General features: G+C 34.2%; 10 protein-coding genes. 1 reads left to right on the forward strand and 9 read right to left on the reverse strand.

The window, feature by feature from the left end; all coding sequences use genetic code 11:
- Window positions 1–49: 49 nt before the first annotated feature.
- The 6 genes from H6F32_RS01135 to H6F32_RS01160 form a co-directional block, all read right to left on the reverse strand.
- The gene (locus H6F32_RS01135; protein WP_190367498.1) at window positions 50–6,775 is read right to left on the reverse strand and encodes a type I polyketide synthase; all 6,726 of its coding nucleotides are present in this window, start codon (window positions 6,773–6,775) and stop codon (window positions 50–52) included.
- Window positions 6,776–6,831: 56 nt separating this feature from the next.
- Window positions 6,832–12,438, reverse strand: coding sequence for a type I polyketide synthase (locus H6F32_RS01140; RefSeq protein WP_190367499.1), 5,607 nt, complete (start codon window positions 12,436–12,438; stop codon window positions 6,832–6,834).
- 12 nt (window positions 12,439–12,450) lie between these two features.
- Window positions 12,451–16,332: a beta-ketoacyl synthase N-terminal-like domain-containing protein gene (locus H6F32_RS21045; protein WP_190367500.1), complete on the reverse strand. Its 3,882-nt coding sequence runs from the start codon at window positions 16,330–16,332 to the stop codon at window positions 12,451–12,453.
- Window positions 16,333–16,454: 122 nt separating this feature from the next.
- Window positions 16,455–17,837 (reverse strand): hypothetical protein, encoded by a 1,383-nt coding sequence (locus H6F32_RS01150; RefSeq protein ID WP_190367501.1) that lies wholly within the window; start codon window positions 17,835–17,837, stop codon window positions 16,455–16,457.
- A 54-nt stretch (window positions 17,838–17,891) separates the two neighbouring features.
- Window positions 17,892–18,176, reverse strand: coding sequence for an acyl carrier protein (locus H6F32_RS01155; protein WP_190367502.1), 285 nt, complete (start codon window positions 18,174–18,176; stop codon window positions 17,892–17,894).
- Window positions 18,177–18,265: 89 nt separating this feature from the next.
- Window positions 18,266–19,996 carry a fatty acyl-AMP ligase gene (locus H6F32_RS01160; RefSeq protein ID WP_190367503.1) on the reverse strand — a complete coding sequence of 577 codons (1,731 nt, stop codon included), beginning with the start codon at window positions 19,994–19,996 and terminating at the stop codon, window positions 18,266–18,268.
- 385 nt (window positions 19,997–20,381) lie between these two features.
- Here H6F32_RS01160 and H6F32_RS01165 point away from each other — a divergent pair, with 385 nt between their 5' ends.
- Window positions 20,382–21,449, forward strand: a complete 1,068-nt coding sequence (locus tag H6F32_RS01165; RefSeq protein WP_190367504.1) for a cupin-like domain-containing protein — start codon at window positions 20,382–20,384, stop codon at window positions 21,447–21,449.
- A 100-nt stretch (window positions 21,450–21,549) separates the two neighbouring features.
- Here the strand turns inward: H6F32_RS01165 and psb28 are convergent, their stop codons facing one another.
- The 3 genes from psb28 to H6F32_RS01180 form a co-directional block, all read right to left on the reverse strand.
- Window positions 21,550–21,885 (reverse strand): photosystem II reaction center protein Psb28, encoded by a 336-nt coding sequence (psb28, locus tag H6F32_RS01170; RefSeq protein WP_190367505.1) that lies wholly within the window; start codon window positions 21,883–21,885, stop codon window positions 21,550–21,552.
- Window positions 21,886–21,983: 98 nt separating this feature from the next.
- Window positions 21,984–22,439 (reverse strand): D-aminoacyl-tRNA deacylase, encoded by a 456-nt coding sequence (gene dtd / locus H6F32_RS01175; protein WP_190367506.1) that lies wholly within the window; start codon window positions 22,437–22,439, stop codon window positions 21,984–21,986.
- A gap of 93 nt (window positions 22,440–22,532) precedes the next feature.
- Complete coding sequence (locus H6F32_RS01180) at window positions 22,533–23,651, reverse strand: GTP-binding protein (protein ID WP_242031012.1); 1,119 nt, start codon at window positions 23,649–23,651, stop codon at window positions 22,533–22,535.
- Between the last annotated feature and the right edge of the window lie 32 nt (window positions 23,652–23,683).

The following is a 23,683-nucleotide window of genomic DNA, read 5'->3' on the forward strand; positions in this document are numbered from 1 at the left end:
TTGGTGGATAAAAGTGTAGATGCGATTTATAATCGCTTTTTTCTAATTGCTAATTATTTAATTCTGCTGCTAACAGTAAAGCAATTTCATCTTCTGATAAGCTATCTAAATCTTCATTTTTATCTTGGATAATTGTTGAATTGGTAATAGTTGATGTTTCCCCCTCTTGAGTTTCTACAAAATCTATATTTAAAGCATCCGTGATTAAATAATTAACCATATCGTTAATTGTGGGATAATCAAATGCTCCCGTCATGGGAATAGAACAGCCTAAACTAGATTGTAATTTATTTCTTAAATCTACAGAAGTCAAGGAATCCATTCCTAATTCAAAAAATCCTTCATCTAAACCGATTTTACGCGAAGATTTAAAACCTAAAACTTGACCTACTATGGCGCTAACATGAGATTCTAACATGGACTTGCGCTCACTAGGAATGGCAGCTAATAATTCTTGTAAAAACTCCGATTTTGATGTTGATATTTCCTGTTTTTCCTGTTGCCAATCTGCCAAAAATGGTGAATTATTATATTGTAGTAATGCGGTTGACCATTCAATAGGTACAACTCCAGTTTGTACGCTAGAATTACTCATTAATAATTCCATTGCATCTAATACTTGTTGTGGGTTAATGGAGTCTACACCTTTTTTCTGTACTGAGACATCTGCTTTAATTTCTGCTGCTGAACCAATTTGCGAAACGGCACTTAAATTAATACTTAATCCAGGTAATCCCATTTGGCGACGATAATGGGCTAAACCATCTAAGAAAGCGTTGGCAGAGGAGTGGTTAGATTGACCAGGAGAGCCTAGTAATGACGCTACAGAGGAAAACAGAACAAAAAAGTCTAAAGGCTGGTTCTGAGTCAATTTATGCAAATGCCATGATCCTTGAACTTTGGGGTACATTACTGTCTCAAAGTTTGCCCATTTTTGTTGTCTTAAAATGCCATCTGCTAAGACTCCTACTGAATGAATAACACCTTTTAATGGGGGGAGATTTTTCTCAATATTCGTGATCACTTTTTCCATAGATGTAAAATCAGTAACATCACCTTGAGACAGAGTAATTTTAGCCCCAGCTTGTTCTAATTCACGTATTTGAATCTGGGCAGTTTCTTGAGGTTTATTTCTACCAACTAATACTAAATTTTTCGCGCCTTTTTCGATTAACCAACGGGCAACTAATAAACCTAAACCCCCCCAACCTCCAGTAATTAAATATGTGCCATTTTCATCGCAAGTGATAGCTGTTTCTGTGTGAGTTTGGGGACTACGGATTAATCTAGCAACATAGCGATCGCTATGATCTTGATCATATCTTAAAGCAATCTGATCTTCAGTATCTTCTGACCAAATTTCTAAGGCTAAACTAGCAGCTTTTTCTGTAATTTTGGCATGAGGATCTAAATCAATTCTCACACATTTTAACTCAGGATGTTCTAAGGAAATTACTTTTCCCATCCCCCATAATGCAGATTGAGATACTCCAGAAACTATGGGGTTTCTAGTAGGTGCTGGTTGTACTCCCTGCGTGACTAACCATAAGCGAGGAGTGCTAGATAATTTACTACTATTAACTATTGCTTGGACTAAAAATAATGTACTTCCGCAACCAAGGGCAGTTAAATTTGCTAATTCCGCGCTACTAATTGCATCATTGCCATTATTTAAACTCCAACATTGCACCACACCATATAAATTTCCTGAAGTAGTTACTGTATTAATTAACTCAGCAAAATCATCGGGGTTTCTGGGGTTAATGGTAAATTTATGAAACTTATTCTTACCATTTAATTGATGTTTTTGATATTTACTACCAGCAAAAGCTAGATAGCAAGTTTCTCCTTGTTGAGATAATTCTTCGGCTAATTTTTCCCCTACTCCATCATCATCAGCTAAAATTAACCAATTTCTAGCAGATGTAGATTTAATAGTGATATCTGAATTAGCAATAATTACAGATTGTTGAGATAATGCAATGGGTAAATTTTCACCTTGAGGAAGATTTACTACTTGTTTAAATTGAGTTTTATTCAATAAATTTTGCCATTGAGATGGACTTAATAAAGGATAATCTGCACGTAAATCTGTATCTGTAAATCTCCACCAACCATCTAATAAGCCAAAGATTAAATCTAACCATCTTTGACGAGTGGTTACTTCTAATAAAACTAACATTCCTCCTGGTACTAATAATTTTTGTACATTGGTTAAAGTTTCGGCAATAGATTGAGTGGCATGAATAACATTAGCTGCGATGATAATATCAAAACTATGGGGTTGAAAACCTTGAGAAATTGGATCTTTTTCAATGTCTAATGTTTTATAACTAATAAAGGGATAATCTGCAAATTTTGCCTGTGCTTTACTAGTAAATAAAGAACCAATATCACTAAATACATATTCAGTTTTTTCACTGTTAAGATGGGGGAGAATATAACTAGTAGTTCCTCCTGTACCCGCACCAATTTCTAATAGTTTAATACCTCTATCTGAAGGAATATTTTGTAAACTAATAGTGATAGTTTCAGCCACTAATTTATTCATGACTTGGGCAACTGGTGAATTTTGATATAATTGGGTAGCTACAGTTAAATCTCCTTGGGGAAATACTAGTTCTACAGGGTCAATTTTTCCTATTAATACCCCACTAAGTTGAGAAGCACAACGATGTAATAATGTTAATTCTGCTGTTGCTTGGGGAAATTTGGAGAGGAGGTTTTTCTGTTGTTTTTCTGGTGTAACTATGGGTAAATCTTTAATAATTTGCCATTTAGTTTTCAGTTCTTTAATAATTCCTGCTTCAGCTAATATTTGCAACATTCTATGTAATAGTCGTTCGTAAAGAGGTATCACACCAAATTTATGGTTAGCAGAACTACTAGTAAAAGTATCACCAATTTTGTAATTCCAACCAATTTCTAATAATGCTTGAATTACATAATCTAAACTTAATTGTTCTAATTTTTCATGAACTTCCCGATAATTATTTAGTTCATTACGTGCGGTTAAATATTTGGTATTATCTATTTTTTTGTTAATATCTATTACTGATAATAAAGGACTAGAAATATGTTTACCAAATCTTACTTTCTCTCTCCATTCTATATCATAGAGTAAATTTGTTAAGGTTGTTTTTTGACTACCAAATAACGCTTTTGATGTGGTTTTCTTGCCTTGTAGTCCTTTAATAAATGCTACTAATTTACCATCTAAATTATAAAGGTAAACATCTGTGGATAAAGTTTGGGGGTTAGGAGTATCAATAGGATGAAGTTGTGCATAGGTCCATAATTGATTTTCTGGTTGTTGATACAGTTGAAAACTTTGACAACCTATGGGAATATAGGGAGCATCATAACTAACTTTTACTTCACTAAATAAAGTAAACATTGTTTGGAAACAACTATCTAGCAATGCTGGATGTATGATATAATCTTTTGTTTCCTTTGCTATTGCTGGTTGTAAGTTAATTTTACTTAATGTTTTTCCTGAAGACTGCCAAACTTGTTCCATATTTCTTAATAATGGACCATAAGCTAAATCAATTATTTGATTGTAAAATTCTTGAGTACCTTCATTTTCAAATTCTGCTAATAAATCATTAATTTTAACAGTTGATAATTGTTTTGATGCTGGTTTAATTTTACCTTTGGCGTGAATTTTCCAAGGATTTTCTTCTGTTTCTGTGGTAAAACTATAAATTTCCCAATTAGCTATTTTATCATCTTTATTTCCTGACATATTGAAAACAAAATGTAAGGTAGTCTCGCCTTTTTCTGGGAGAATTAAAGCACTTATAAAACTCACTTCTTCTAATACTAAATCAGTGGTTTTGAAGATTTCTTTACCTGCTGCTAAGGCCATTTCTAAATATCCAGCACCTAGAAATACTACTGAACCATAGATGCGATGATCATTCAAATATACAGGACAATCTTTAGTTATTTTAGACTCAAATCTAATTTGTGATGATCCTGGTAATTGCATTTTTTGCCCCAATAAGGGATGAATCTTACCAGCAATTTTTGGTTTAGATATTAACGTGATATTTGCTGATTCTACCCAATAGGATTGTCTTTGGAAGGGGTAAGTTGGTAGTTGGATCTTATGCTGCGGTTGTGAGTATATGTTTTCCCATTTTATATCTGCCCCTTGAGTATATAAGGATGCTAAATTCTGTAATATTTGTTTTCTTTCTGTTGTTCCTGGTCTTAATGATGGTAGCCATGTATGGTTGTCGTTATTATCTTCTATAATTTGACTGGCCATTCCTAGTAATACTGGTTTTGGTCCTATTTCTAGGTGGGTTGTATATCCTAGTTTTTGTAGGGTTTGAATACTTTGGGCAAATTTTACTGGTTTGATGATGTGGTTTACCCAATATTCAGCTGTGGTAATGTTGTTTTCTGCTATTTCTCCTGTGAGGTTGGAGATGATGGGTATTTTGGGACTGTTGTAATTTACTTGATTTGCTATTTGACGGTACTCGTCAAGTATTGGTTGCATTAATGGTGAATGAAATGCGTGTGATACTTGTAATTGTTTGGTTTTAATGTTTTGTTTTTCTAGTTGTTTGACTATTTTATCTACTATGGTGCTATTTCCTGATATTACTATGCTATTTGTTCCGTTGTATGCAGCTATGGCTATTTCTTGTTCTGAATGTTGATTAATTAATGGTTCTATTTTTTCGGCTGTGGTTTGTACTGCTACCATTTTGCCATTTTTTGGTAGCTTTTGCATGAGTTTTCCACGATGTGCTATGAGTTTTAACCCGTCCTCTAGGCTGAATATTCCTGCTATACAAGCAGCAGGATATTCTCCTATGCTATGTCCTAATACTATATCTGGTTTGATGCCGTAGTGTTCCCAGGTTTTATATAGGCTATATTCTATGGCAAATAGGGCTGGTTGGGTGTATGCTGTTTGGTCTAATAGGTCGTTTTCTGTGTGGATTATTTCGATTATGTCTGTTTCTATATACTCAAAAAGTATCTCTCTGCATTTATCTAGGTTTTGTTTGAATATTGGTTCTGTATTATATAGTTCTCTACCCATTCCTATGTATTGTGATCCTTGTCCACTACATAAGTACGATATTTTGGGGGTTTTGCGAGAATATCCAATATTAAGATGATCAATATTTTCCAGTTGACTAATTAATTCTTGTTTGTCAGATGTTACTATTCCTAGTCTATATTGAAAATGAGATCTTCCCACATTAGATGTATAACAAATATCGGTAATATTTAACTGAGAATTACTTATTAAATAGTCATGATAACTCTTGACTAATTCTTTTAAAGCATCTTCTGTTTTTGCAGATAATGTTAAAGTATTTTCCCGATTTTCAGTATTTACTACTTGCTTAATTTGGGGATATTCTTCCACGATAATATGGGAATTTGTACCACTAAAACCGAAAGAACTTACAGCACCAATACGGGATTTTTCCGTTACTTCCCAAGGGGTTAATTTTGTGGGAATAACTACAGGTAAATCTGACCAATTGATGTAAGGATTTGGTGTGGTAAAATGTAGATGGGGAGCGATTTTTTGATGTTGTAATTGCAAGACAAGTTTTATTAAACCTGCAATACCCGCAGCAGCTTCTAAATGTCCAATATTGGTTTTTGCTGAACCAACAATTAAGGGGTTTTCAGAATTATGATTTTTGGCAAAAACTGCACCTAAAGCACCAATTTCTATAGGATCTCCTAATGATGTTCCTGTACCATGGGCTTCTATATAACTAATATCTGCTGGTTTGAGATTACCATTATTTAATGCTTGATGAATAACTGCTTCTTGGGATGGTCCATTGGGTACTGTTAAACCCCCACTTGGTCCATCTTGGTTGACAGCACTACCACGAATTACTGCTAAAATATTATCATTGTCAGCGATCGCATCTGACAATCTTTTTAAGATAATAACTCCACAACCTTCTCCTCTAACATAACCATTTGCACTAGCATCAAATGTTTTACAACGTCCATCTGGTGCTAACATTCCTGCTTGAGAGAAGGTAATGGTGACATCTGGTGTTAACATTAAATTTACACCACCAGCCAAGGCTAAATTACATTCTTTTAACCTTAAACTTTGACAAGCAATATGTACAGCAACTAGAGAGGATGAACAAGCGGTATCTACTGCTAAACTAGGTCCTGTTAATCCTAAGAAATATGATAGTCTGCCTACGGCAGCACTAAAAGCATTACCAGTTCCAAAATAAGCATCTATATTATCAGTTCCAATAAATCTTTGAGAATAATCACTACTACTAATACCAATAAATACGCCAGTTAAACTATTAAATAATTTTTGGGATACTTGATGGCTATTTTCTAATGCTTCCCAACATACTTCTAATAATAATCTTTGTTGGGGGTCTAAGCTTTGGGCTTCTCTCGGAGAAATACTAAAAAAGTCGGTGTCAAATTTATCTACAGGATGGTTAATAAAACCACCATCACGAGTGATTATTTTACCAGCTTTATTCACATCATCATGATAATAATCTTCATTATTCCATCTATGGTTAGGTACAGGAGAAATTCCATCTATTCCCTTTTCTAATAGTTGCCAAAAAGCATCAGGAGAATTTGCATTTCCTGGTAGACGACATCCCATCCCAATAATTGCTATGGGTTCTTTTTTCTCATTTTCTAATCTATCTAATTTTTCCTGCAAAATGTCTATTTGTTTAATCGCATTTTGCATTAAGTTTCTGTAGTCAATGTTTGGGTTATTTTGGTTTTTCATATTTTATACTTAACTTGTTTTAAATTGTTATATTATTGTTGTTTTTTAGCTGAAAGCTAATTATTGAAACTCGTCAACTTTGATGATAATAACATGGCCAATTCATCATCTGTCATATCATCTAAATCATCTGTTGCTGGAACTTCAGAAATTTCTTCTATGACAGTTTCATAAAAATCAATTTCTAATACATCCTCAATTAAATAATTAACCAACGCTTCTAAAGTAGGATAGTCAAATAACATTGTAGAACGCACAGAACAGCCTAAACTAGATTGAAGGATATTTTTTAATTCTACCGCCATAAGTGAATCAATACCTAAATCAAATAGTCGTTCTCTTAAACTTATTTGTTCTGGTATCTTCATTCCTAAAATTTTGGCGATATGACCACGAATATGAGACAATAGTAAATCTTTTCTGGCACGAATAGGCGCGTCCTCCAATTTTTTGATAAATAAAGAAGATTGCTGAGATTCTACTACATTTTGGGAAGATATAGCAGATATAAAATTATCTAATAATCCCATTGTCGCATCTGGAGATAATTGTTGGGAAAACCTTTCCCAGTCAAGAGAGAAAACGCCTATTTGATGATGATTAGTATTCATAAGCTCATCTAAAGCCCTAAATCCCAAATTCACAGGAATAGAAGCAAGACCTTGAGCTTGTAAACGAGTTAAATACTGTTCCCCTAAACTAGCAGCCATACCACCTTCTGCCCAAGGTCCCCAACTAACACTTAAACCCGGTAAACCCTGACTCTCACGATAACTCATCAAAGCATCCATAAAACCATTCGCAACCGCATAATTTCCTTGACCCGCAGAACCCAACAACGACGCTATAGACGAAAAACACACAAACAACTCTACATCTAAATGCCGTGTACAATCATGTAAATACCATGTTCCATCCACTTTTGGCTGCAATACCTTACTAAACCTATCCCAACTCATATCAGACAACATTCCATCATCCAATACCCCAGCAGCATGAATCACACCCCGTAAAGGCACATCTGTTTCTATCTGGTTTATCACATTTTCCACATCTTCCCGTATTCCCACATCTCCTAAATACACAGACACATTAACTCCAGACCCTTCCAATTCAGTAATTACCCTTTGTGCTTTGGCTTGAGGTGCATTTCTACCCATCAAAACTATATTTCTGGCACCCTTACTAACTAACCATCGCGCTATTTCTAACCCTAACGCACCTAAGCCACCCGTAATTAAATAACTTCCTTCTGCATTTATTTTTATTGTCTTGGTATTTTCTGCTAACTTAGCCGTAGTTAACCTCATCACATAACGTTCATTTTGACGATAAGCAATTAAATTTTCCTTATCATTAGATAACAATACTTCCAATAATACATTACCCTTCTCTACTGCTGTCATTTCTGATGTGATATCTACACAACGACATTGATATTCTGGATGTTCTAAAGCAATAACTTTGCCTAAATTCCATAATGGTGCTTGTTGTACCTGTATTTCTATTTTCTCATCCCCTATTTTCTGGGCATTTTCTGTCACCAAATATAATTGAGGTTGTTTTTTCTTATTTCCTATTTTTATCAAGGTTTGCAGTAAGTTTAATACCGTACCACAAGTCATTTCTTGAGATGTTATTACATCTGATATTTTGGTGTTTAAACTCCATAAATGAATAATGTCATTAATGGTATTATTAGCTGTTATTTCTGTGAAAACTTTTCCATATTCTTCTGGTTTATTCACAGCTATTTGATAATGTTGACTATCTACTTTTTTGTATTTTGTTCCTGGCTGAATTATGATGGTATGATATCCAGCATTTTCTAAAGCTGTGATAATTTCTTTATCTGCTTTATTTGCTGATGCAAATATGAGTAATGTTTGTTTTTCTGACAGTTGTCTTTTATTAACAACATCCGATTTTTGCCATTCTATTTGATAATACCAATCTCTGAGAGTTCCTTGTAAAATCGTTTTCAGTGCTTCTTTAGATGCTTTTCTTGCTTGGAAGTTGGTTATTTTAGCAATTATTTCTCCTTGGTTATCAAAGATGGTGATATTTCCACTAATGCTACTATTTTCGTTATTTTCTTGTGCTGAGTTAATTATTTCTGCATGACACCATATTTCATAATTGTTTGTGAGGTTTGGTGTTTGATAAAAGCTGAATTTTTCGATGTGGAAGGGTATATATATATAGTTGTCTTTGTCTAGTTTATCTTTTTGGTTGGATGTGGCTTGACACATTCCTAATACTTGAAAGCAGGAGTCTATTAATCCAGGATATAATTGATATTGTTGGGGACTATCTGGTAATTCTGGTAATGATAGTTTTCCTAATGCTTCTTGGGTATTACTCCATGCTGTTTCTATCCATTGGAATGCTGTTCCTAATGTATATCCTGCGTCAGTAAATTGTTGATAGTGTTCTTTTCCTTTAATTTGTTGTGCACATCTTTTTTGGATGTTGATAATTTGTTGTTTGTCTATTTTTTCTATTTGTTTGCTGTTGTCTAGGGTAATTTTTCCGTTGACGTGTTGTATCCAGTGGTTTGTGGTTTCTGGACTGATAATTTGAAATTTGTGTTGATGGTTGTTTTCTGGTTCTATGATTATTTGGATGGTTTTATGTTTGTCTTCAGCAATAATTAATGGTTTTTGGAAAAATACCTGTTCTAAGGTACATTTTGTGGTTTTAAATGTGTGTTTTACTGCTTGTAAGGTGAGAGAAACATGGGATGCTGCGGCGAGGATGTTGATGTTGAAGATGCGATGATGTTCTTGATGGGGAGGGTTATTGGTTGTAAGTTGGTTTTCGTATCTTGTTTGACTGCTGAAGGGGAGGTTGAGTTGGTTTCCTAGTAGGGGATGCTGGTTTTTGTTGGTTGTGTTGATGTTTGTTTTGTTGGTTTTGGTTTCTACCCAATAGGATTGTCTTTGGAAGGGGTAAGTTGGTAGTTGGATCTTATGCTGCGGTTGTGAGTATATGTTTTCCCATTTTATATCTGCCCCTTGAGTATATAAGGATGCTAAATTCTGTAATATTTGTTTTCTTTCTGTTGTTCCTGGTCTTAATGATGGTAGCCATGTATGGTTGTCGTTATTATCTTCTATAATTTGACTGGCCATTCCTAGTAATACTGGTTTTGGTCCTATTTCTAGGTGGGTTGTATATCCTAGTTTTTGTAGGGTTTGAATACTTTGGGCAAATTTTACTGGTTTGATGATGTGGTTTACCCAATATTCAGCTGTGGTAATGTTGTTTTCTGCTATTTCTCCTGTGAGGTTGGAGATGATGGGTATTTTGGGACTGTTGTAATTTACTTGATTTGCTATTTGACGGTACTCGTCAAGTATTGGTTGCATTAATGGTGAATGAAATGCGTGTGATACTTGTAATTGTTTGGTTTTAATGTTTTGTTTTTCTAGTTGTTTGACTATTTTATCTACTATGGTGCTATTTCCTGATATTACTATGCTATTTGTTCCGTTGTATGCAGCTATGGCTATTTCTTGTTCTGAATGTTGATTAATTAATGGTTCTATTTTTTCGGCTGTGGTTTGTACTGCTACCATTTTGCCATTTTTTGGTAGCTTTTGCATGAGTTTTCCACGATGTGCTATGAGTTTTAACCCGTCCTCTAGGCTGAATATTCCTGCTATACAAGCAGCAGGATATTCTCCTATACTATGTCCTAATACTATATCTGGTTTGATGCCGTAGTGTTCCCAGGTTTTATATAGGCTATATTCTATGGCAAATAGGGCTGGTTGGGTGTATGCTGTTTGGTCTAATAGGTCGTTTTCTGTGTGGATTATTTCGATTATGTCTGTTTCTATATACTCAAAAAGTATCTCTCTGCATTTATCTAGGTTTTGTTTGAATATTGGTTCTGTATTATATAGTTCTCTACCCATTCCTATGTATTGTGATCCTTGTCCACTACATAAGTACGATATTTTGGGGGCTTTTTTACTGGTAAGTTGATTGGATACTATATTTGTATCTGTGTTTTTATCTAAAAAATTCTGTAATTGTTGATGAAGATTTTTACAAGATTCTGTAATTATAGCTAAACGGTGATCAAAATGCGATCGCCCACTATTTGCTGTAAAACATAACTTACTCACAGATATTTCTGGCTGTTTCTCCAACAACTGAATATATCTTTTGGCTACATCCTGTAAAGCCTGTTCTGTTTTTCCTGACAGTGCTAAAAGATGTCCAGATGTTTGGGAAATTTCTGAATTAATATACTTTTCAACAGATGGTGCTGATTCTAAAATTAAATGTACATTAGTTCCACTCATCCCAAAACAACTAATACCCGCCAACTTTTGTCCATCTTTTTCTGGCCAAGGTGTTAATTCAGTGGGAACTTTTACAGCTAATTTATCCCAAGCTATATAAGGGTTAGGTGTTTTAAAATGTAAATGGGGTGGAATTTGTTCATGCTGCATCGCCAATACAACTTTAATTAAACTCGCTACTCCCACTGCTGCTTCCAAATGTCCAAAATTTGTTTTTAAAGAACCAACGATTAAAGGTGTTTCGTTGTGACGATTTTCTCCCAATACCCGTCCTAATGCAGATACTTCTATGGGATCTCCTAATGGTGTTCCTGTACCATGAGCTTCTACATATTGAATTTGTTCCGGTTTTAATTTGGCATTTATCACCGCTTGTCTAATTACAGCTTCCTGTGCTGAACCGTTAGGTGCTGTTAATCCATTGCTTTTACCATCATGGTTAGCTGCACTTCCGCGAATAACTGCCAGAATATGATCATTGTCAGCGATCGCATCTGATAATCTTTTTAAAACTACTATCCCACAACCTTCTCCCCTCGCATAACCATCCGCAGATGCATCAAAAGTTTTACAACGTCCATCAGGAGATAAAGCCTTACTTTTAGAGAATAAAATAGTACCAATAGGAGACAACATCAAATTTACGCCTCCTGCTAGTGCTAGGTTACATTCACGGGATCTCAAACTTTGACAAGCCAAGTGAATACCCAGAAGTGAAGATGAACAAGATGTATCTAATTGTACCGTTACTCCCTGTAGTCCCAAGGTATAAGCTAACCTACCCACCCCAATACTGCGAGCATTGCCAAATCCAGTATAAGCATCTACCTGTTCTAAAGTATCAAAATTAATACAAAGATGTGCATAATCATCCGCACTCATCCCAATAAATACCCCAGTGGAAGTACCTTTGAGTTTATCAGCAGAAAACCCGGCATTTTCTATCGCTTCCCAAGTAACTTCCAATAATAAACGCTGTTGAGGATCCATTTCCATTGCTTCACGGGGAGCAATACCGAAAAATTGCGGGTCAAATTGCTCTACTGCATCTATAAACCCACCATAACGAGTGTACATCTTTCCCGGTGCGTCCGGGTTAGGATCATAATAAGCGTCCACATCCCAACGTTGCGGAGGAATTTCCGTAATTGCGTCTATACCATTTTCTAATAAATGCCAAAATGAATCAGCATCTTTAGCACCTCCAGGAAAGCGGAAACCCATGCCGACAATTGCTATCGGTTCGCTTTTTTGACGTTCTGCGTTTTCTACTTGAGTGCGTGCTTGTTGGAGTGCTTTGAGTATTCTTTGTGAGTCTGTGGTATTTTGTAGATTATTGTTAAGCATAGTTTTTTAAAGTTAAAAATTGGTTAATAATTTTTCTAATGCTGCTAATTCAGAAGCAATAGCATCATCAATATTTTCATGATGTTTACTTTCATCATTTTCAGGTTGAGATAATTTAGGAATTGGTAATACTCTTTCATCCTCCATTTTAGTTGTTATTGGTAGATCATTACCAATTTCCTTATTTAAGTAATTAGCTAAGGATCTAATTGTGGGAAAATTCCAGAGTATAGTTACTTCCAAACTAGATTTTAAACTAGATTGTAACCATTCTTCTAAATCTTGGGCTAATTCCACTGCTGTCACTGAATCTATGCCATAATCAGCAAAAGATGTATCAATATCTATCGTATCCGCATCTATTTTTAACTTCTTAACTAACCAATTTTCAATCCAATTTTCAATAGATGCAGATGTTTCTGACTTAATAGAATTAATGACTATTAATGGTTGTTTTACTTCCTCAACTATTGGAGTTATGGATATTTGGTTATCTTGAATAAATTCCTGTTTTAAGAATTTATCCAGTTGATGATTTTCTCCTGCTAGAGTTTGTTCAATATCACCAATTGTGGCTATATAATCTGATATTTGTTGGGTAATACTTGCAGAATTACTAACTATTAATTCTCCAGGAATACCATGTAAAATTTGTTGGGCTTTTTGTTCAAATTGTAATTTTGCCCAATTAAATGCCCTTTTTAATGTTTCTGTATTACTATTAGCATAAGCTGATTCTACTGCTGCTAATAATATTCCCCAAGTGACAATTTCTCCTGTTCTAATATGGGCATATTTTAACGCGGTTTGCTGATCATTAAAAGATGTATTTTTTCTACTAAAATGTTTTTTAATTTTGCTAACGATATATTCTAATTCCTGGGAAGTTTCAGGACTTTCTAAACCATCACAGAGGAACTTATCCAACTCTGCAAAATTATTCATTACCCTTGAACCCAGAAACATATTTAAAGTTTCCGTTGGTCCTTCAAAAATGCGTAATAACCTTGCATCTCGTAAAATTTGCGGTGCAATGTTACTTTCAATATAACCCCTTCCTCCTAATAATTGTACCAGTTGGTCTGCGGCTTGCCATAAAAATTCAGGACCAGAGGTTTTACAAGCTATATAAGCTGCTTCAGGCACAGGAAATTGAATATCTAAAAGTTTGGCAATTTTGAAAACTAAGGTTTCTAATGTAGTAATTGCAGCCGTTAAATCACTCAATTTTACTAATGTGATAGGGTTATCCAATAACCTACCCGTGGAAACATGACGACGGCTACTATATCTTAACATTAATTGAGCGCATCTTTTCATGCCTCCTAAACTAATTGCCCCTAAACCTAAACGGCCGACAAACATCGCATCCTGTGCAACATCCATTCCAAAACCAATTTTCCCTAATAATTGTTCTTGGGTAACAGGAACATCATGAAAATAAATACTATTTTGTACCATTCCTCGCATTCCCATAGTTAATGCTTCTGGTCCTTGTTCTAAACCTGGACTATTTTGAGAAATGACAAAACTACTAATACCAATAGGGTGGTTATTTTCATCTAACATTTGCGCGAAAACGTTAATAAAGCCTGACCAAGAACCTGTTCCTATCCACTCTTTTTGTCCATTTAATACCCAACCATTTTTAGTGGGTTTTGCTGTGGTAGAAATTGCCCTGGGGTTTGAACCAGCACCTGGTTCTGTGATAGCAAATGAGATTAATTCTCGACCTTGTGCTATTAATGGTAATATATATGATTTGGTTTTTTCATTAGCATAATTTAATATTGGCCGAGTTCCTAAAACATAATGCACTCCGACAAAAGCAGCTAATGTCATATCTATAGCCGCTAGTTGTTCAAATACCCGAAATGTATCATAATAATTTAGTTCTAAACCGCCATATTCTTCGGGGACTTGCATTCCTAAAAGTCCTTTGTTACCAAAGTCTAATATTATGTAAGGAGGTATACTACGACGTTCATCTATGAGACGGGAATTGATTCTTTTACTAGCATAGTCTCTTAACCAACTAATGAGTTCATCAGCTTTTTTATGACTCGTTTTTTGAGGGTTTAGGGTTGCTTTTGGGGCTGAATATTGTTGACTTTTTTCAGTATTTGTGGAAATATTAGATTTTTTAAACCAATAGGGCGATCGCTGCCAAGGATAATTAGGTAAAATGACTTTATTGTAGTTACTATTTTGATGAAAACTTGAATAAAAATCCTGCCAATCTATGGTTAATCCTTCGATATAATATTGTTGTAATTCTTGTAAAATTTGCAGATGCTCCTCGCTGGTAATTACCGCAGCTTTACGTTTTTTCTTTCCTGTGAGTTTACCTGCTAAATAATTTCCTGGTTTATTGGTTAAAAAATTATTTAATTGTTGGTGAAAATCTTGATGAGATGTTCCTATAATTGCTAACCTATGATCAAAATGCGATCGCCCAAAATGAGCAGTATAACATATATCTCCTAAATCTATTTCCTCATCTTCTAAAATAAACTTCTCATAACGTTTTGCTAATTCCCGTAAAGCTGTTTCAGTCTTAGCAGAAATTGTTAACAGATATGCTGATAATTTTTTTTGGCTAAGTTGTTGATAATTCGCTTCTTCTACTATTATATGGGCATTAGTTCCCCCAATGCCGAAGGTACTAATACCAGCTAACCGTGAACCTGTAAAATTATCCCAGTTTTCTAACTTTGTGGGAATTGCAAAACAAGTTTTATCTAAAGAAATATAAGGGTTTAACTTTTGTAAATGCAAATGTGGCGGAATTTGTTGATGTTGTAATGATACAATAACCTTTAATAAACTTGCCATTCCTGAAGCAAGTTCTAAATGGCCAATATTCGTTTTTACCGCTCCTAAAAAACATTTTTCATCTGGTTTTCTCGACTCCATCAAAACATTTTTTAAAGCCTTAAATTCTATAGTATCCCCTAAAGATGTTCCTGTACCATGAACTTCCACATAACTAATTTGTGCAGGTTCAACATTAGCATTTTTCAAAGCCTGACGAATTACCTCTTGCTGTGATGGTCCATTGGGTGATGTCAATCCGTTACTTAAACCATCTTGATTAATTGCCGTACCGCGAATTACTGCTTGAATATTATCATTATCTTTAATTGCATCAGTCAATCTTTTTAAAATTACAACCCCGCAACCTTCCCCTCTCACATACCCATCCGCACTAGCATCAAAAGTTTTGCAACGTCCATCAGCAGATATTACTCCCGCCTGTGACCAAATCACACTAGGTACAGGCGATAACATCAAACTAACTGCCCCTACTATACACAAATCGCATTCCTTTGTCACCAGACTTTTACAAGCCAAATGTATAGCTACTAAAGAAGAAGAACAGGCTGTTTCAACTACTAAACTTGGACCTTTTAAGTTTAATAAGTATGATAACCGATTCGCTGCAATACTTAATGTACTACCTGCACCATTGTGAGCATTAATACTATCAATATCCTGAAACTGTAACATCCCATAGTCATAATTACCAATACCAATCATTACACCTGTTTGCGTATCAGTAATATTGTGAGGAGCAATACCAGCATTTTCTAATGCTTCCCAAGCAACCTCCAAAACTAACCTTTGTTGCGGATCAATGCGCTCTGCTTCCTCCTGAGAAATACCGAAAAAACCCGCATCAAACTGATCTACATTGTCTAAAAAACCACCATAACGACTACTCATTTTTCCTGGAGTACCAGGTTCAGGACTGTAAAATTGATCAACATTCCAACGTTCTGGAGGAACTTCCGAAATAGCATTAATCCCATTGGATAAAAGTTGCCAAAATTGTTGAGGATTTTCAGCACCAGGGAAACGACAACCTATACCGATAATTGCTATGGATTCCACAATTTAAGTCCTATGAGATAACTAATGTTACAAATAAATATTGACAGAAACATTGTAGTTCCAAGAGGGCGTACAATGTTCAGTATCTAGGGATTAATTAAGGAAACACTTTCAAATATTCCCTAAATTAAAGATTGTGAAAAGTTTTGAAAAGCAGCAGTATTACTGTGAAGAACTTTCTCTATTGAACTATTCTTAGACATAATTTTCATCTCACGATTAACTGGCCATAGAAAATCCATCGGCTCAACAAATCGGCACATAGCTGGTATCATATCTTGATGATGTTTAAAGTTTAGATGAATCCCTTCATTCTCATTACATAGACTTCTTTCCATCCAGTTTAAAGCATCTTCTTTTGACATATTAAATACTGGAGAAGTTAAGAAACGATAAAAGGTGGACATAGCAGAAACATCATTGCGAAAAACATGGGGTAATGCTGCGGAAAATCCTCCAACAATGTTCTTTTGTGCCAAATATATCACTATATTCGCTATAAGTTTTTCATATTCTGTAGGTTTGGGCAAATCTTTATATAAATCTTGAGAGATTGTTTGGGACATAGTTGTATGGAAAGATTCATCTAATAAATGATAGTAGGATACAGCTGTAGGATCAGGGATAAATTCATTGTTTTTTTCCAGATGCTTAAACAGCTTATAATAACTATATTCATAAGCTTTCAAGGACATATTTCCTATCATTCTTAACGCATAATATTGACTGGCTAAAAAAGGAGAAGTTCCCCAATTCAAAGTCAGAAATTTGATAAAAGATTGAGAAGCAGCGTAAGCGACTAAACCTCCCCTAGTAATGGGAATATTTTCACTATATTTTTCTTCCAAGTAAGAAGAATAATACTTGACATTATTTCCATTCATCAACCTCACAATTGAACGTAGTAAGGAGTCTGAAAATGATTCTTGGGTCTTAGAGAATCCTAATTTATTCAGCCAGTTTTGTAAATTAAATAGCTTGTTATCAGAGTTAATTTCTTGCTGATGGTTTTTATACAGTGGATTACCTAAAAACTTTTTACCTAGTAAACTTATCTTGGTTTTATAACCTATTTGTTGAAAAGCATTGATATGAAATCTTTCTTGATAAGTTTCTAAATCCAATTCTTGACAGAGAGTTTGATAACCTCCCACTTTAGTCAAAACCCCAGTAGTTATTTGATTATAAAGTATTGTATTAGCTTCAGTGGCGGCAGTTTGAGTATATTGTGTTACCCAATATAAATGGTTAAGAGCTAGTTTTTGACTATCAGAAGCATACTCGTATATTGGTGTACCATAAAATACTGAAAGTTCCGGTTTACCCCAATAATAATTGCTGTTGTCAGCATAATTAAATTTCTTTGTTAAAGATGCTATTTTTTCGGTGTAATCAGAATCAGTATTATTTTGATAGGTTTTTTGAATTATTTGGTTATGTTTTTTCCCTTTTTCTTCTAATAGGTTAATATCATCTGTATTTGTTGTTGCTGTCGTAGTTACCATTTTTTCCTCCTAGAAATTTATTAAAATATTGACCAATGCAAACAAAACTAAAAACTAAAGACTATTTGGGGACAAAATTTCTACATTAATGTAGTTAACAAGAGTATCAATATTGGGATAATCATACATTAATGTAGGTTCAAGATCCCGTTCTAACCAAGTTGCCAAATCTCCCATTAAACCAACGGATACTGAAGAATCTAAACCATAACGATCAAAGGGTATTGTGGTATCAACTTCATCCTCTTCAATTTCTAATAGTTCAGCTATATACTTAACTATCCATTCTTCAACTTCTGATATACTTGGTAATTTTTTTGCATTCTGGATAACAGTCATTTTTCTATATCTCTATTGTTATTTTTGTGGTTTTGAGTTGATTTTTTCTCAATTTAATTTGAAAAATTTATCAGAACTGATTAGAAATTTTATTCATCTCCAATCACGTTTAAAGTATTATTTAAAAAGCCGTTTTTGCAAGCATAACGTTGAATTTTTCCACTAGAAGTTTTGGGAATACTACCAGTTTTCACTAAGATAGTTTTATACACTTGTAGCCCGTGTTCAGCAGTTACAGCTTGAGAAATATTACCTATAACTTCTTTAACATCTAGTTTGCGTATATAAGTCCGTTCTACCTCCTGAACAATAACTAATCTGTCTAAACCATTGACTTCCACCGTAAAAGCCGCACCAGAAGCAGGTTTTAACGCTGGATGACTATTTTCCACGGTAAATTCAATATCTTGCGGATAATGATTTTGCCCGCGAATGATAATAACATCTTTCATCCGTCCGGTAACAAATAATTCTCCATTTTGCAAAAATCCTAAGTCCCCTGTCCGCAGAAAAGCACCTGTTTTAAAATCAGCTAGATACGCATTAAAATCCGTTTTAGTCTGTTCTGGTCTTTGCCAATAGCCTATAGCTACATTATCACCCGCAACCCAAATTTCCCCCACTTCCTCTGGTAAACATTCAGTAAAGGTATCAGGATTAACAATGATAATTTTCTGCTCTAAGGATGTTTTACCACAACCGACAATTTTTTTACTATTCTCCTCAGTGCTAACAACTACCCGATTTTCTTCTAAAGCTGTTTCATCAATACTGCAAATAACTGGTAATTCTGCGGGTACACCTCCAGATACTAATAGTGTAGTTTCTGCCATACCATAGCATGGATAAAAGGTTTCAGGACGAAAACCACAGGATGCAAAGGTATCACTAAACTGTTTTAAGGTCTGATACCGCACAGGTTCTGCACCATTAAATGCTACTTGCCAACTACTTAAATCTAAACTGGCAATTTGTTCTGGTGTGATTTTTTTAATACATAAATCATAGGCAAAGTTAGGACCACCAGAAGTAGTTGCTTTGTAACGAGATATTGCTTGTAACCAGCGATAGGGTTTTTGAATAAAATCCACTGGGGACATCAAGTAACAAGGAATACCTAAATATATGGGTTGTAATACGTTTCCTATTAATCCCATATCATGAAATAGAGGCAACCAACCCACGAAAACCGTTTTTTCGCTGTGCTGAAATGTTACCTTAATCATTTCCTCGTTATATAACAGGTTGCGATGTGTCACCATTACGCCCTTTGGTTTACCTGTTGAACCTGATGTATATTGTAAAAAAGCCAGAGTATCACCATTAATGGCGGGTTTTTGCCATTTTACATATCTATCGCTATCAATATCATCTGTAGATAAACACTCCAATTCTGCAAAGTCTGGATTTTCACTCAGTCTTGATTTGATGTTTTCTAATAAGTCTGATGTTGTTAATACTGCTTTTGCTTGAGCATCAATAATAATTGACTCTAACCTAGACGTATTCTGGTTTCGTCTAGGTGGGTACGCGGGGATAGCTATCATACCCGCATACAAACAACCAAAAAAAGCTGTAATAAAGTCCAAACCCGATGGGTATAGTAATAATACCCTATCTTCAGGTGACAAAAATGACTGTAAATGGGCAGCGATCGCCCGTGCTTTTTTATCTAACTCCTGATAAGTTAAACTATCTGTTTCTGTTTCTCCATTTTCTAAGTACGTATAAGCTGTAACATCTGGTTTATATAATGCCTGTTGTTGCAGTACTCCGACTAAAGTATCAATTTTAACTGGGTTTACTAGAGTAGTAGTCATTTATCCTCTCTACCAATAAATTTATCAACTTCCTGAGAATAATGTATAAATTACCCGAAAAGATTAAGTTATACTACTCAGTTTATTTGTATATAAAATTACTATTACTAAATAACATAACTATAGAATTTTGTCAATAGTAAAGATTACTGTCTTTATTTGCCACTAAGATAATCACATTAATTATATTTCTTGACAACAGAAATGTTCAGTATTTTTTTTGACATTAAAACCATATTCTGTACTTATATGAGCAAATTATTAGACAATCTTCAGGTTTTATGCTAGAGTGCATAGTGATCTTAATCACAAATATTCAAGTCAAAAACTAAACAAGTAATATTACTGTGTTGAATATTAACCATTAAATCAAGGAAAGTTAAATATGGCAAAGTGTTTAGAAATTAAAAGAGTTAAAGATTGTAATTACAGCAGTCTTAAACAAGTAACAGAGAACTTTCAAAAGCCAATCATATATAGTTTAAATCAAGAAAATAAATTAAGGGCTGAGGAATTAAAAAAAATCATTGTAGATTTTGAAGAAAACTATAAACAGTCAATTTTTAGGACAAATAATGATTTAAACAACCTCAATGATGTTATACAATACTCCAGAGGAGAAGATTCTCGTGCTAGTAAAATGTATTCAACATCTCTATTTTTTTTCACAAAAGATAAAATTCTTAGTCCTATTGGATTTAGACAAGAAAGGTATAATTACCAATTAGAAAATATCATACAATTCTTTTTTAGCACAGAATTTTTTCAAGAAAAACTTGTAGATTATTCTCTGATACAAAAATTAATCATCTTTTTAAGTTTAAGAAAAGGAATTTTTGGCAAATTCAATCTATCTAATTTGTCAACTATAGTTAATGGTAATATCTGGTATAGTCAAGGTAATACTAATACCTTCATTCATGCAGATCATGGGTTATGCAACTTTTTTATCCAGTTATCAGGAAAAAAAAGATGGTGGATAGCTTCTCATTTTCAAAGCAAAGAATTATTAGAATCTGTATTTCAAAGTGATTTAACTAAACTAAATTTGAGTGATCCTAGTTTTGATGATTTGGAATACTATGATTTTGAGATTCAGGAAGGAGAAATATTTTATTTACCTACTAATTGGTTACATGGTGTAGTTTCTCCTCCAGGAGTAAACTTATCCTTATCATTTCTGTTTCCCATGACTGTTAAAGAAATTGTCCAGAATTTACTCTATTGGAAATCTATGGGAGTACCTTTAAATCATACTAAAAAGAGTAGTCTTCAAGAAGATAAAACCTTAGCTGACTTAAATGTTGAACAAGCGGAAGCATTTAATCAAGTTAAATTTTACCTTCGTCCCCATCAATTTGCCAGTAGAAAAGTCCTGGAAAATGAACCAGAATTTGTATCAGGATTGTATGATTTAGCTCAACTGAATAAAGCTATTACTGGGGCAAATTAATTCAATTGATATATTATATTCTATACTCTTGTGTAGGGTGCGTCAAATAGCAATATTAAATCTGACACACCCTCCGACAAATAGTACTGAGGGATAATAACTAAGACTTACTAAATCCTAAACCATTTTCATCAGCATATCTTTCCATAAAGCGCATAAAACGATCCCATTCTTCTTGAGAATTCATCACATAAACAGCTTCTAATCTTTCTGGTTTACCATTGATAAATATTGCCTTTACTTCTTTAATGACAATCTCCCCCTCGTCATCTATTAAATACATACCTGTAATATCGTCATTACCCGTCTGATCTAAAATTCGAGGATTTGTAAAAACAAAAGTAGCAGTAGAACTATTACCACTACGTGCTTTAGTGAGTCGCACCTCAGGAACTACTTCTTCGTCTATATTCCTTGCAAATTGGATTTTTGCCATGATGAACCGATGTTAAATTTTGTGAAGTTTATCTAATATCCTCTCATCATAGAACAGATATGGTATTTATTGAACAAAAATCAGCAAAAATTACTCCTTTAGATAACAGCATCTTGTTCTAAAATTAAAGTTACAGGACCATCATTGACAATTTCCACGGTCATCATTGCCCCAAACTCACCCGTTTCCACCTTTAAACCACTATCTCGTAACTTATTTACAAAAGAATGATATAAATCTATAGCTAATGTAGGGGATGCGGATCTATCAAAAGATGGACGACGGCCTTTACGACAATCTCCATAAAGAGTAAACTGACTAATTACTAATAATTCGCCCCTAACTTCTTGAATAGATTTTTGCCAAAGTTTACCAGTTTCCACATCAGGAAATAATCGTAATTCCAAACATTTTTTAACCATCCAATTAACTTCTTTGTCTGTATCATAATCGGCAATAGCAACGAGTAAATTTAAACCTTGATTAATTTTACCAACAATTTCGCCATCAACAATCACCTGAGAAGACCTGACTCTTTGTACAATTACCCGCATATTATTAGTTACTTAATAAGGAGTTGTGCTTTAGTACCAAAAAACTGTGAAAACCAACAGAAAAACTATATTTACTGTTGGTTAATAACTGGTCTATTTACCGAAGCCTTTACCTTTAGCGGGAGAATGAATACAAAGACAGCTTTCTATTTGTTGAAGTAAAATTTCCTCATCCAAATTTTGTCCAATTAATACCAATTGATTTTTTTTCTGGCCTTTCCATTCATCATCATCAATAGTAAATCTTTTGCCACAAAGGTGGAAAATATGACGTTTAGGACTTTCCTCAAACCACATAATACCCTTAGCACGAAACACATTTGTAGGGAGTTGGTTATCTAAGAAATATTGAAATTTCCGAATGGATAAAGGCTTATCACTTTGAAAAGAAATAGACATAAAACCATCATTTTCTAAATGATCCGAATGATGATGATGATGATGTTCATGGTGATCATGTCCACAGGTAGAATGATCGTGCTCATGGTGATCATGTTCACAATGAGAATGATCATGATCATGATCATGATCATGATGTTCTTCTGATTCAGTATCAAAATACTTATCAGATTCAAACAAACCCACACTAAGAATTAAAGCCAGGGGAACTTGAGAATTTTTAGTTCTAATAATTCTGGCACCTTCTTTAACAGTATTAATCTTTTTTTCTAATTCCTGTAAAGTTGGTTCAGTCACTAAATCAGTTTTATTGAGAAGAATCACATCACCATAAGTAATTTGACTTAAAGCAGCTTGGGAATTGAATAAATCTAGGCTATAATTGGCAGCATCAACCACAGTAATAATTGAATCCAATCGAGTTAGATCTCTCAATTCCGATCCTAAAAATGTCATAGCTACAGGTAAAGGATCTGCTAAACCTGTAGTTTCTACTACTAAGTAATCTAGTTTTTCTTCCCTATCTAAAACTTGATAAACTGCATCAACTAAATCATTATTAATGGTGCAACAAATACAACCATTGCTAAGTTCCACCATATTATCTTCAGTGGACACAACCAATTCATTATCAATACCAATTTCCCCAAACTCATTAACTAAAACAGCAGTTTTCACACCTTGTTGATTGGTGAGAATATGATTAAGTAAAGTAGTTTTACCACTGCCAAGAAAACCTGTAATAATCGTTACTGGTAATCCTTGTTTAGTATTTTCCATTGCGTGAGGTTCAGAAGTAATTGCTGAAGGCATAATCATTAAGAAAGATTTTTAGTCTATTTTGC

It is taken from the genome of Anabaena sp. FACHB-1237, from assembly GCF_014696225.1.
Lineage (GTDB): Bacteria > Cyanobacteriota > Cyanobacteriia > Cyanobacteriales > Nostocaceae > FACHB-1237.